We start from the raw sequence: 13,417 nt of genomic DNA on the forward strand, positions 1-13,417 counted from the left end.
AGAGAGCTGGATTAACCCTGGCTCTCCTTTTTTTTGCGATAAATCTTATCATACACATCAAACTCTTCAAGACCAGGATGGGCATCAAGACGTAACGCCTCTTTGCTCCCAAGCCCAAGGAATCCCTCAGTCCCAAGACTCTCCTGAAACAATTGAATCACATTAAATTGCAGTTCCAAATTAAAATAAATTAATACATTACGGCAAACAATGATATGAAACTCATTGAACGAACGATCTGTCACAAGGTTATGCTGAGCAAACACTATTCTGTTCAACAGGTTTTCTTTTATATAGGCAAACTGATGATCAGATTGATAATATTCCGAAAAGGCTGTTTTGCCACCGGCTTGCATATAATTCTTCGTATATGTTTTCATTTTCGAAAGGGGAATGATCCCTTTTTGTGCCTTCTCCAAGATCTTCTCATTCATATCCGTAGCATATATTTTCGACTTATGGCCGACTCCCTCTTCCTCTAGAAGAATGGCCATTGAGTAGGCTTCCTCTCCAGAAGAACAGCCTGCGTGCCATACACGAATTTCCGGTAATTCTCTTAAAAGAGGAATCACCTTTTCCCGGAAAGACAAGAAAAAAGAAGGATCACGGAACATCTCCGTAACATTAATAGAAAAATCATCTAATATTTTTTTCAAAAATACTTCGTGATGAATTACTCGTTCTGTCAGCTCTGTTATATTTTTTAACCCTTCTAACCTTAATCTATTTTCCACTCTTCTCAAAATGGAAGACTTCATATATTTTCGAAAATCGAACCCCGAAAGCCGGTAAACTGCGGTTAAAAATAATTCTAATTCCAAGTCTTGCTTGTCCACTTGTAATCTTGCCTCCAAAAACTCAAATCTTATAAAAAGGAACGGTTACTCGCATCCAACGAACCGTAACCGTTCCTTTTGTCTATAACCTAATTTTTTGCTACCCAAACTCGCATCGCAGATAATAGTTGATCAAGTTTCAGTGGTTTGCTGATATAATCTGAAGCTCCCACTTCCAGACATTTTTCTCGATCACCTTTCATCGCTTTTGCTGTAAGGGCAATGATTGGAACGTCTTTATGTTTTTCTAGATTACGTATCGTTTTAATAGCTTTATATCCATCCATAACCGGCATCATAATATCCATCAAGATGATATCAACATGTTCCGTTTCATGGAGGATATCGAGACACTGCAATCCGTTTTCTGCAGTTAAGATGTTCATATCCTCTTTGTTCAATGCATTATTTAAGGCATAGACGTTTCGATGGTCATCATCTACCACGACAACCGTCTTTCCTTTTAGGATATTAGAAATATCATTCTCTTCCACTAGTGTTTGCGATTCGCTACCACTACGTACTTCTTCTTTCCTCGCCATATCTAGAACCAAGTTTTCCTCTTCCAACAAATCGGTTTCAGATGTGGATGCCACCTCCTGCCACGCTGCCTCTACTTCTTTTAATTGAGGCATTCCTTTTGGCAGACTAGGAATTAACAGAGTGAATACACTTCCTTCGCCCTCTTCGCTTTCTACAAACACACTGCCCCCCAAGAGGGTAGAGAATTCCTTGGAGATGGAAAGGCCAAGTCCAGTTCCACCATACTTTCTCATAGTTGCTCCATCCCCTTGATGGAAGGCTTCAAAAATAAGGGACTGCTTGTCCTTGGAAATGCCAATTCCGGTATCTTCTACAGAAATCTTCAACCAAGTATCCGCCTTTACTTTTACATTCGCTCTTAGAAGATCCCTCTTTAGGGCTTTTTCAATTTTTACGGAGACTTTCCCTTGTTCTGTAAACTTAAAAGCATTTGATAATAGATTTTTTACAATCTGTTGCAGACGCTGTTCATCGGTAAAAAATACATCTGGCAGCTGATTGCCTCTAACAATCTCGTAATCCAGCTTTTTGTGCTTGGCAATATGGGTGAACTGTAGCTCCAGTCGGTTGATGAACTCTTCTACGTTCACTTCTCCAAACATCACTTCTAACTTTTTCACTTCGACCTTGGAAAGATCAAGAATGTCATTTATTAGATTCAACAAATCCTGACCGGAAGAATTGATGACACGGGAGAACTCTCTTTGTTCATCTGTCAATTGGTCTTCCGGATCTTCCGCAAGCATTTCTGATAAAAGTAAAATACTATTAAGCGGTGTTCTCAGCTCGTGGGACATATTTGCTAAAAACTCCGATTTATATTTAGAGCTTAGTTGAAGTTGTTTTGCTTTTTCTTCCAGCTCTGTTTTCGCATGTTGAAGATCCGCAGATTTCTGTTCTGCATCACGGGACCGTTCTTCAAGCTGCTCATTTATCATGCGCAGTTCTTCTGATTGAGTCTGAAGCTCTTCTGACTGAGCCTGCAATTCTTCCGACTGAGATTGCAGCTCTTCTGTCTGCGCTTGTGATTCAAGCAATAGGCGCTCGACTTCCATTCTTCCTAAAATGTTTGTAATAGCAATACCAAGTGTTTCAAGCACTTTATTTAAAAGCTGGCGGTGTGTTTTTGTAAATTCCGTCAGTGTCGCCATTTCGATGACGGCGATCACTTCATCTTTTATGATGACAGGAGCAATGATGATGCTCTTCGGTTTAATATGGCCAATTCCCGTCGTAATGACCGAATAGCCTTCAGGGACATCCTCAAGAAGGATTACCTTCTTGTCCCAGGCACACTGCCCTACCAAGCCTTCACGAAGCTTATATGCTTCTCCCCCAACATCTTCTGCACCGTCGGCATAGGTCGCAATTTTTCTATATGAGGATTCTTTCCCTTCCCCATCCAACAGATAAAAAGCACCAAGTTTTGCATCCATAAGAGGTGTTAAGGTTGCAATAAACTTTTCTGCAAGCGAGTCTGTAGAAACATTACGATGATACAGATTAATAATATCTGCAGAATTTTTTTGCACCCAGTTTTGTCTACCAATTTCTTCTGTAAACTGTTTTTCTTTCTTATGATAGGTTTCTATAGATGAAGCCATTGTATTAAAAGCTACCGATATTTCTCCGATTTCATCCTTTATGTCTGTGCTTAATCTAGGCAAAGCAGATAGGTCTGTGTAGTTAATATCTTTAATACCATTCTTTACTTCATCTAGACGTCTGTTGGTGCTTCGAATTACCCAAAGTGTGGTCAAGACAATTACCATTAATGATAAGATGACGGCAGTAACCATAATAATGATTAGAGTTTGATAGGTTTCATTCGCGTTTGCCAAGGTATCTTGCATAAACGATTCCTGCATATCTTTAAAATCCGATATGTCTTGCAGGAGTTCTGTTCTCGTATCAAGTTGAGAAACATAGATTTCTTGCAGATCTTCGTTGGAAGCACCATTATTAATTTCGGAAACGATTTGTTGTTCCATAACCCAGTACGAATCGTAACGTTCTTGAATACTACTTATTAAAGCTTTTGTTTCGCTCCGGTCCAAAACAGCTTCCAACTCTATAATGTTGGTCCTAGCAGCTTCCCTATTTTCTGCAATATTTTCTAGATTATCATTTATATCCTCTGAAGGATCCCGATTAATAACAAACAACAGCTGCCTGTCTGTTTCATAGAACAACTGTCTAATATCAGTTGCTTTGTTGACTTTATAATACCTGTCTTCTACTATTTCCAGCATATTTGTCTTCATAGAATTGGTCATTAATAAAATTACAGACAATAGCAAAACAAGCGAAATCACCGTAATTCCCAGACCAACAAATTGTTTTTTCTTAAAGCTCACCGCAACTCCCACTTTCATTGGTTTATGATGCTGAAAACGTGCACAATTATCTATATTGATTATACCAGTAGAAGGAAACGGTGGTCGAGTTTGGATGCTCGGAGAAGTAAGTTTTTATTTAGAAGAGAGAAAAGAACGAAATGCCGGGCTCTTTTCATTTTAGAAAAACCCGGCATTTTGTCATATCTCCTTAGATGATAATGGAAGGAACAGTTGAATTCCTCTTTTATTTAAGGGAAGAAGTTTCATATCAGCGATCAGGTGGCTGATATAGGAGATGGTGCATGTATAGAATACTCCATTGATAGATAGGGAGTGTTCTAGCTTCAAAGCTATGTAAGCGAAAAATGCTACACCAAGCAGGGAATGGGTATAACTTCGGTGGGACACCAAGGAAGCTACTATGATATAGACACCAAAAAGTATTACCCACATTTGTTGCAGGGAAACCCCTCCGAGTATTACCCCTGCACCAGTGATGGTCAGCATATGTTTCTGTTTTATTAAGGAAGAGATAAGAATCATAAGCGCTCCAATTCCTATTCCCCTTAACTTTTCCTCTAGGCTTCCTTCATATAAACTGTATAGGATCATCATTGTTCCTATGATTTGAGCAATTAATCTCGTCACTTTGTGGGATAACGTTATTCTTCCGCGAAGTTTCCCGTCAATATCAAGGTCTGGCACAAGACCTGATATGGTCCCCAAGCTGACTAAAATAAGCGTGGTAGTCGGGGATGTGTACAACGTGTTTGCTACTGCGAAACCTGTAGCTGCCCCTATGGCTGCATGTGCAGTTCCATTCATGTTTTGTTTCACCTCTGTCTGACGTTCTGAATTGGTGATGTGTTGGGATTTCTCCTAAATCGTAGGTTATGTAACATCACATTTTAGCTATTGTACAAGAAAACATTTGTTCTGTTCAGGTGCAAAAGTCCTGAATGTTCGTGGTTGGGGTGGGGGTATGTTCGGAAAATATAGGTTTGTTTGTAACTTTTTTCGGAGTGGAAATTGCGAATCGCCCGATTGTACCTGTAAATCGCACGTAAATTGAAATTTCCGCCCGATTACCTTTAATATTCGCCCGATTCTCTGACTACATACCCCCTCTAGGTATACACGAATCCCCTCCCGTCATACTAAACTCTAATATAAAAAGACCCTCCCACTTAAAAGTGCAGAAGGGTCTCTAACTCACTCCATTTTCTTCATAAAGTGCTCCACAAGCTCTATATGTTCCCGAAGTTCCGTCTTCCCTTTTTCACTGATCACATAGGTCCCGCGTTTTACCCGTTCGAACCAGCGGTAATAGTTCTTTGTTAAAATGGAAGAGGTTTTCTCGCCAGTTCCTAAATCCCGCAAAGCCTTTGGCGATAGAGGACCATACTTCTCTAGATAACAGGCAATTTGGACGCAGTTCTCTTTATAAGCAGTTCTAATTTTTACTCGGCTGCTGCCACCGAGATTGACATCAGATGAACGCCCGTCCATCTCTTTGACCAATGCATCACGCTTGCGTTTATTTTGACCCATGCTTTTCGCCCGGTCAAACGGAACTGGATCAAATATTACCTCCACGCGCTTCCCGCGCCCACTGAATGACACCACAATCAAGCCCAGTTCAAGCCGCTTAATTAAATGACACAGATCTGTCCAACGCTTTGATCGCCTACTAAAAGATGGCTTTGGTATTGCTATATAAACAAGGTCTGTAAGCTTCTGCCGCTTCGTCGCCTGAATGAGCAGCTGAACATTTAAAGTCAGCTTTAGCTCTACAACAACAATCGCTTCACCTTTCACCATCGCAATATCGCAGTCGTTCACTTCCCCGTACACTTCATAGCCTTCTTTCACAAAATGCTTTTGAATAGGCTTATACAAATCTACTTCATACATTTTTTTCTTTTCTGTCATGCTTACACACCAACCTCCCCTAAATGGAAAGAATCTCTCGGATGTCCTCCTCCGTTAATGCTTTTGACACTCTTTCGTCAGGGTCTATAATTTCTTCAATTAAATGTCTCTTTTTATCCTGCAGTTCGTTCATTTTTTCTTCGATTGTTCCCCTTGCAACAAGCTTTATCACCTGAACCGTTTGCGTTTGGCCCATTCGGTGGGCACGGTCAGCCGCCTGTTCTTCCACTGCAGGATTCCACCAAAGATCATATAAGATAACCGTATCGGCACCTGTCAGGTTAAGACCAGTCCCTCCTGCCTTTAGCGAAATTAAGAAAAAGTCTCTTTCCCCAGAGTTGAACCTTTCACAACGCTCTACCCTTTCTTCTGATGGAGTTTGGCCGTCAAGGTAAAAGTAGGACAGTCCTTGATAGGCAAGCTCTCTTCCTATCAGTTCCAGCATTTTAGTAAACTGAGAGAAAATAAGCACCCTTCTTCCTGAGCGCTGGGACTCTTCAATTAACTGTAAGAGCATTTCGAACTTAGCCGATCTACCCTTATATCCGTTAACAAAAAGCGTGGGATGACAACAAATCTGACGTAGCCTTGTTAACCCAGCTAGTATCCTGATTTTATTTTTCCTCAATGTGTCTTTGTTCAAATGCTTCAATGTATCGTGTCGGAGCTTTGCAAGGTAAGCAGCATAAAGCTTCTTTTGCTCTGGTAAAAGCTCCACTGACTCGAGACTTTCCAGTTTTTCTGGTAACTCCGCCAGTACTTCCTCCTTCACGCGTCGCAGCATAAATGGCCGGATCCTACGCGCAATGGTTTTCCTTGTTAAATTGCTATATTCCTTCAATCCCATAAACAACTCAGGAAAGACAACATGATAAATGGACCACAGCTCTTCCAGAGAATTTTCGAAAGGAGTCCCTGTTAAAGCAAATTTATAATCGGCTTCCACTCTTTTCACTGCTCGAAACGTTTGAGTAACTGGGTTCTTAAAGGCCTGTGCTTCATCAAAAAATACCGTATGGAACAGGTTAGTCGCATAAAGATGAATATCACGTCTCAACAAAGGATATGAAGTAATGACGACATCCACTTCCTTTATCTGTGAAAAAACCTGCTCGCGTTCCTTTCGTGTGCCATCTATAATGACAGCCTTTATCTCTGGAGCAAATTTTCCGATTTCACTAAGCCAGTTATAGGTTAATGAAGAAGGTGTAACAATTAATACCGGACATTTTTTATAACGGATAGCAGGTATCTCTGAGAGGATAAACGTGATACTCTGCAAGGTTTTCCCAAGCCCCATATCATCTGCCAAGATTCCACCAAACCCGTAGTGAGCCAATGTTTTCATCCATCTATAGCCATGTACTTGGTAATCTCTTAAGATATTATCCACTTGATTTGGAACCGGAATATTGTCACCACTTGGGTTTTGGATTTCCTCCAGAAACTGTCGGAAACTATCTTCTAAAGAAAACACACCTTGATCTGTTACGGAATCCATCATCTTGAAGCCTTTAATAATGGGTATATTCAAACCCTGTTCTAAATCCTCATTCTGCACTGGATTGGCTTGCAAGAAACGTTGAATCTCTTCAAATTCCCTCGTTTCCAAAGAAAGCAATGAGCCATTCTTCAAACGGTAGTATTTTCTCTTTTCCTCTAGTGCACTTAAAAGCTCCCTGATTTGAGATTCTGGAATACCGTCCATTTCAAATTTAAATTCAAGCCAGTTGGTCCGTTCTTTTTTTACTCTAATTCGTATTTGCGGTTTAGCTGGCTCCCTAAAAATTCGATTTCTAATAGCAGTAGTCGCATACACTTGTACAAAACGTTGCAACTTAGGCAGCACATGATAGAGGAATTGGTACTCCAATTCTTCGTTGTGCAAGAAGTACCCTTCTTCCGTACTTCCGAATTCACTGTCCTCCATTAAATCAAGAATCATTTGCTCCTTATCATAATCGCGGATAATCATGGTGTTCATCCGGTGCTCTCTTGGATCTAGAGGATTGATCATCACCTGTTCATATTGAAACTCTAAACTTGCTAAAAGCCGGTTTTTCACTCTGTCAAGATAGAGTTTCGCTACTAACGGGGTTTTTGCAAAACGTTTGGCGACCGTATCATCAAGTTCCACTTTTCCAAGTTTCCGTAGGCCCGGCACTACCTTTTCAACGAACATCTCCACTTGATTTATAGCAATAGGGATGGAATTTGTCCTTGAGGCATCCAACATTCTTTTCAACTCAGAGAGTCGACGGCAGTCATCTGTATCTAAGGAAATAAAGTATCCATCCTTAAAAACTGTATTATATGCTCTGAAAACTAATAAACTCTTTAGCCCATCAACCTTTAGTAGAACCCCATTTGCATTATCTTCTGTAAAAGAAAAATGAAGGGAAAGGGGCTCTTTTATTAACTTAAAGCTTTTATATTCTTGCTTATTAAGATGTATGTTCACATCTACTTGCTGTAAAAGCGGTGCAACTTTTCTAAAGGAGGAAGGTGGAATAATTAGTTCTTGCGGCACTATTTCCATTTCCTCCATAAATGTTTTTTCATCATCTAGAATGTCTATCAAATATTGAATAACAGCATCCGCTTTGTTTTTAAAGCAATGAACAGCTGGGTCAAACAAGTCACTTTTCTTTCCATTCTTTATATCATGTAATAGTTTACGTGGATCTTGTACAACGTTCTGGTGCAACGAAAGCTCTATTCCAAGAGAATTCCCCTTATCATTTACTACCGGTTTCAAGCCAAAAGCTACGTCTACCACTTCTCTTTTTTCGAAATGGAGCTGACTGCCACTTGTAGGTTTCTTATCTGCTTGGAAAAGCCGAAACACTTCTTCTGACAGGTCATGCTGTGACAAATGACTTTCATAAATCGTCAAGAGCACAGCCGCAACGTGTTGACATTCTATTTTTACGGAAGCAAGCTTTGGACAAGTACAGCTTGTGTGAAAGTCCTCCGTTCCGTCCGCCGTTACGACAACACGAAATTCCTCAGAGGTCGTAACAACAGCAACACACTTTTCGTTAGTCCATTCTTCTATTTTCACTTTATCCGATCTGCGAAATGCCTCCCCGCTTTTTAAGGAAACAGAACCACATCGTTCCTGGATGAGTTTTTTATCTACTTTTATGTTCATGTGGTGTTCTCCTTTCAGGGTGGATTTCGACTTTCTAAAGTAGATTGTAACACACAATAAGAAGCACAGCCCCCTAGTCTGCAAGCTGTGTCCCCGCATTTCTATATGCTTCTTAAACTCTTTGATTTCATATCATCAACCGCTTCGTTCATTCTTGCAAGGTCATAGATCCCCTTCATCAGAAAGAATTTGACTACAAGATCTGGAATATCATTTCCGGATAAGGAATACCCTGCAGCACCAAGCAGGTCTTCTGTTTCTTCTTCATCAAGTCCCAAGGCAAAAGCCAATGCCACAATCGTTGCTTTTTTGGGGCGATACTCTGGGTTGGTTCTTATTTTAGAAAAGTGTTTTCGGTCCAAACCGGCCTGTTTATATATCTCCGCATCTGTTCCGCCATGGCGATCCATATACTGAAACAGGACCTGTTGCAAAGTCGGCTTCTTATTGTTTTTAATGAACTCTTCAATCTCAAACACATCACTTTTTTCATGTAAAATAGGTGATTCGTTGTAGCAGTTGTAATCTTCTTTTTCCAACACATCATGAATTTGATGCTGCCAAATAAATTGTTCGAGTTCCTCCAAAAACTTTTTATCTACCATTCCCCTACCTCCAAATGTCGCTTTGAAGGCGACCATTTTATGGATATTGTTAGTTATTATTATAGCATGAAGGAGGATGATGAAAATGAATAAAAACTTAACTGAGATTATTTTTCTACTGGACAGAAGCGGGTCCATGGGAGGCCTGGAAAAGGATACAATTGGAGGGTTTAACGCATTCTTGGAAAGACAATGTAGACATGAAGGAGAAACCCTTGTTACCACCGTCCTTTTCGACGATGAAGTGGAAATTCTGTGGAACGGTGTAGATGCCAAGAATGTTACGTTAACAAGAGAAGACTATTACGTTAGGGGCACTACCTCTCTGTTGGATGCAATTGGAAAAACTATAATAGATGTCGGAAACCGCTTGTCACGTACGAAAAAAGCTTCAAGGCCTGGTCATGTAATCTTTGTCATCACCACCGACGGCATGGAAAATTCAAGTGTAGAGGTCACGTATCCGAGAGTAAAAGAATTAATCCGTCACCAAGAAGAAAAATATAGTTGGCAATTCATTTTCATGGGAGCGAATATCGACGTTGCAAAGGAAGCGGAAAACTTAGGCATACAGGGGGATCGAGCATTTAACTTTGAAGCTACCAACAAAGGCGTCGAGATGATGTATGAAAATGTATGTGACATCGTTTCTGAGAAAAGGATACAAGTAATAGAAGATTGATATAATGCTGGAAAAAGTCAAAAGGGAACCTTCTTCATCTACACGGGTTCCCCTCTTCATTTCTTTTATTTTGCAGTAGTGGATAGCAACTCTTCCATACCTACCCAGAGTTCTGTTTTTTCTATCTGCCCTGCCATCTGCAAAAGCAGGTCTTCTTTCCCTCGCCCTGCCATTAACTGGACACCTACTGGGAGACCCTCCTTTGTCACATGGACTGGTAACGACATAGCCGGCTGCCCCGTCAAGTTTGCAAGCTGCGTGAAAGGAACTCTTTTTAAGCTTTCTTGTACAAGTTGTTCCACAATACCCATTTTCTTGAGGATTGCAGCAGATCCTAACTTCCCCGTCACTTGCAGAGCAATACTCTCAAGCGGCGTAAGTTTGTGATCTCCAATTTTTGCAGGGGGAAAGGCAGTGGCAGGCGTTATATATAAATCATAGGTTTCATGAAATTCTTCCATTGCATATGCTGCAACATCCCATTCCCTCATATTGAGGACGAATTCTTGCGCAGACATGGATTTACCAATGAGGGAAAGTAGCCAAGTTGCAGGCTCCACATCATTTAAAGTAGCTTTCCTTCCAAGTATCTCCTCTAGGGAAGAAACCATAGCGCTAACTTCTCCAAAGTAGAGGGAAAGATAACTTGTGGCAACTTTCTTCCCATCTATCGGTGCATCTTTCTCTTCAAGACTGTGACCTTCTGTCTCTAGATATTTTAAAGTTTTTGTTACTGCCTTTACACAGTCAGGATGAACTTCTGTACCAATTGGCGATTTAGTAGAGTAAGCAATTCGGAGCTTTTTCTCTATCGGTTGTTGAATAATATCCAAGAAACTTCCATCATAATCTGGAATGGAAAATGCCGCTCCTTTTTCAGCTCCCTTTAATTCATCTAAGACTGCTGCGCTATCTCTTACAGTCCTTGTCAACACATGTTCAACTGCCGCTCCTTGCCAAAACCGACCAAGCTGCGGACCTACCGGCGTTCTTCCCCTCGTAGGTTTTATCCCAAACAGACCACAGTATGCAGCAGGAATACGAATGGAGCCTCCTCCATCATTTGCTCCTGCAATTGGAACCATCCCTGATGCCACCGCTGCTGCCGAACCACCACTTGAACCTCCAGGGGTATGAGTAAGTTTCCATGGATTTTTTGCAGGACCATATACAACAGGCTCTGTTATTGCCATCAAGCCAAACTCTGGGACATTTGTTTGTCCTAAAAACAGAAAGCCGCTTTTCCTCAGACGACTTACATATTCAGAGTCTCTCTTGGCCCTATATTTGTATAGAGCTTTAGATCCTAGCGTTTTTGGTTCACCTTTTATCTCCTGACCTATATCTTTTAATAGAATTGGAACCCCTGCAAACTGCCCTGTGATAGCCATTCCCGCGGTAGTCCTTGCCTGTTCGTACATCGAATGGATAACCGCATTCAGTTGGGGATTTTGCGTCTCAATTTCACTGACCGCCATTTCTAACAGTTCAGCAGGCTTGACTTCCTTCTTTTTTACCAATTCCGCCAGTCCGAGTCCGTCATACTTTTTATATTCATCCCTCTTCAACGTTATCACCTCTCTATACTCTATTCCTTCATGCAGGTGAATAAACCTCTGTCTAGTAATCAATAAATATTACATTTTAATATGTAGTTTCCACTATCAGCACCAAAGCCCACCTTTTAACATAGGCTACCATACAGAAATATTTACATCTTGGGCTTATTCGCCTTTGAGAGGGGTTTTGATACAGATGGAATTGACTGCAGCGCATTGGATGTATTTAGTTGGTACACTAGTTATCATCCTTACAATGTTGTTCAGGAAAAATGTAGTGGTTCCTGCCATACTGGTGACTTTTTTAGTGGGGTGGATTTTCAGTGGGTCCTTCATTTTCGGACTTCAAACCATATTTAACGCCAGCTTGGTTGCAGCAGGAGAGCTTTTTAATATCTTCCTGATTATTGCCATCATGACGGCACTTTTACATTCCCTTAAATCATTAGGTACGGATGAACAAATGATCACTCCTTTTCAGCGGGTGATGAAAAACGGGCATGTCTCGTTTTGGGTGATTGTGTTTGTTACTTATGCGATTTCTCTATTTTTCTGGCCTACTCCAGCGGTACCGCTTGTCGGTGCACTCTTAATTCCAGTTGCCGTTAGAGCAGGACTTCCACCGATTGGGGCAGCCATCGCTATTTCCCTTGCCGGTCAAGGGATGGCGCTATCATCGGATTACATTATCCAAATTGCCCCATCTTTAACAGCCACCGCTGCTGCAGTTGACATTGGTACGGTAGCCGATCGCGGTTTCATCTTATCCCTTGTGACAGGAGCAGTTGCTATCACACTTGCTTATATTTCGATACGCAAGCTTATTGTGCGACCGTCAAATGAGCATTTAATAAAATGGAACAATGTAGATAACCAGAGCGGTGACACGGATGGTGTGACAGAAAGCGGACGTGTGACAAAAAGCAAATACAGTACACTGTTTGCTATCTTAGTTCCAGGAACATTTTTAGCTATCATCATCTATATGGTTCTGGCCAAATTTTCCGATGTCATTCCTTCTCTCGAGGGTGGAGCTGGCGCGGCCCTTATAGGTGGAGCTTCACTCATTCTATTAATTGGAGCGTCATACTTCCTTAATGCACGTACCTCCCTTCAAACTGTCAGTGACAATATTGTCAAAGGCTTCTTGTTTGCCTTTAGGGCGATGGGGCCGGTTATTCCGATTGCTGGATTCTTCTTTATTGGCAGTGGGGAACTTGCTTCTAGAATCTTGGGAACTCCTGCTGAGGAGACACCCTCCTTCCTGTTTGACCTGATACTTGCCGGTCAGTCATATATCCCTGAAAGTTCATTTATCGCAGGATTTGGAATACTTCTAATCGGGATGATAACAGGGTTAGATGGTTCTGGCTTCTCGGGACTCCCTCTTGTTGGAGCGCTATCTGGAGCCCTTGGTGAAAGTGTTGGTGTGGAAGCTGCCACACTTGCAGCAATAGGACAGATGGGTTCTGTCTGGGTTGGCGGCGGAACGTTGATTGCCTGGTCTTCCCTTGTAGCTGTTGCAGGTTTTGCGAAGGTTCCTGTAATGGAGCTTGTACGTAGGAGTTTTGTACCCGTTATAATTGGTTTGATTGTAGCAACGTTAGTAGGTCTCTGGTTATACTAATGAATGTGAAGCCTTCATTCTTTTATGGATGAAGGCTTTTGACTGTTAAAATTGGGTATGTATATTTTACATAATAAAAAATAGGTGAAACTTTTGTTCTACCTGTTCGTATCTTTAAATATACGAAAAATAAGTAATTA

Annotated in this window: 9 protein-coding genes; 2 read left to right on the forward strand and 7 right to left on the reverse strand. The window is 41.1% G+C overall.

The annotated features are described in order from the left end of the window. Window positions 1-11: 11 nt before the first annotated feature. The 6 genes from FZC76_RS12500 to FZC76_RS12525 all read right to left on the reverse strand — a co-directional run bounded on the left by FZC76_RS12500 (window position 12) and on the right by FZC76_RS12525 (window position 9,409). Complete coding sequence (locus FZC76_RS12500) at window positions 12-836, reverse strand: CheR family methyltransferase (protein WP_148988524.1); 825 nt, start codon at window positions 834-836, stop codon at window positions 12-14. Between the two features lie 89 nt (window positions 837-925). Next, window positions 926-3,736, reverse strand: coding sequence for a hybrid sensor histidine kinase/response regulator (locus FZC76_RS12505; protein WP_148988525.1), 2,811 nt, complete (start codon window positions 3,734-3,736; stop codon window positions 926-928). Between the two features lie 180 nt (window positions 3,737-3,916). Next, window positions 3,917-4,543, reverse strand: a complete 627-nt coding sequence (locus FZC76_RS12510; RefSeq protein WP_148988526.1) for a metal-dependent hydrolase — start codon at window positions 4,541-4,543, stop codon at window positions 3,917-3,919. A gap of 387 nt (window positions 4,544-4,930) precedes the next feature. Beyond that, window positions 4,931-5,650: a DUF2161 domain-containing phosphodiesterase gene (locus FZC76_RS12515; RefSeq protein WP_148988527.1), complete on the reverse strand. Its 720-nt coding sequence runs from the start codon at window positions 5,648-5,650 to the stop codon at window positions 4,931-4,933. A 19-nt stretch (window positions 5,651-5,669) separates the two neighbouring features. After that, entirely contained in the window at window positions 5,670-8,804 is a 3,135-nt protein-coding gene (locus tag FZC76_RS12520; protein ID WP_148988528.1) for a DEAD/DEAH box helicase, read from the reverse strand. Window positions 8,805-8,905: 101 nt separating this feature from the next. Then, a complete protein-coding gene (locus tag FZC76_RS12525) occupies window positions 8,906-9,409 on the reverse strand; it encodes a helix-turn-helix domain-containing protein (protein ID WP_148988529.1) in 504 nt (167 codons plus the stop codon). A gap of 85 nt (window positions 9,410-9,494) precedes the next feature. Here FZC76_RS12525 and FZC76_RS12530 point away from each other — a divergent pair, with 85 nt between their 5' ends. Then, window positions 9,495-10,091 (forward strand): vWA domain-containing protein, encoded by a 597-nt coding sequence (locus FZC76_RS12530; RefSeq protein WP_148988530.1) that lies wholly within the window; start codon window positions 9,495-9,497, stop codon window positions 10,089-10,091. A gap of 65 nt (window positions 10,092-10,156) precedes the next feature. Here FZC76_RS12530 and FZC76_RS12535 read toward each other — a convergent pair whose 3' ends face one another. Next, complete coding sequence (locus FZC76_RS12535; protein ID WP_148988531.1) at window positions 10,157-11,659, reverse strand: amidase family protein; 1,503 nt, start codon at window positions 11,657-11,659, stop codon at window positions 10,157-10,159. 187 nt (window positions 11,660-11,846) lie between these two features. Between FZC76_RS12535 and FZC76_RS12540 the strand changes: the two genes are divergently transcribed. Then, window positions 11,847-13,277, forward strand: a complete 1,431-nt coding sequence (locus FZC76_RS12540) for a hypothetical protein (RefSeq protein WP_148988532.1) — start codon at window positions 11,847-11,849, stop codon at window positions 13,275-13,277. Window positions 13,278-13,417: the final 140 nt, after the last annotated feature.

Source organism: Sutcliffiella horikoshii (assembly GCF_008180725.1).
Taxonomy (GTDB): Bacteria; Bacillota; Bacilli; order Bacillales; family Bacillaceae_I; genus Sutcliffiella_A; species Sutcliffiella_A horikoshii_B.

What these genes read in the sequence shown, in the direction of transcription:
- FZC76_RS12510 (WP_148988526.1), bottom strand. Translation starts at nt 4,543, where the DNA reads ATGAATGGAACTGCACATGCAGCCATAGGGGCAGCTACAGGTTTCGCA.
- FZC76_RS12540 (WP_148988532.1), top strand. Translation starts at nt 11,847, where the DNA reads ATGGAATTGACTGCAGCGCATTGGATGTATTTAGTTGGTACACTAGTT.
- FZC76_RS12530 (WP_148988530.1), top strand. Translation starts at nt 9,495, where the DNA reads ATGAATAAAAACTTAACTGAGATTATTTTTCTACTGGACAGAAGCGGG.
- FZC76_RS12520 (WP_148988528.1), bottom strand. Translation starts at nt 8,804, where the DNA reads ATGAACATAAAAGTAGATAAAAAACTCATCCAGGAACGATGTGGTTCT.
- FZC76_RS12525 (WP_148988529.1), bottom strand. Translation starts at nt 9,409, where the DNA reads ATGGTAGATAAAAAGTTTTTGGAGGAACTCGAACAATTTATTTGGCAG.
- FZC76_RS12515 (WP_148988527.1), bottom strand. Translation starts at nt 5,650, where the DNA reads ATGACAGAAAAGAAAAAAATGTATGAAGTAGATTTGTATAAGCCTATT.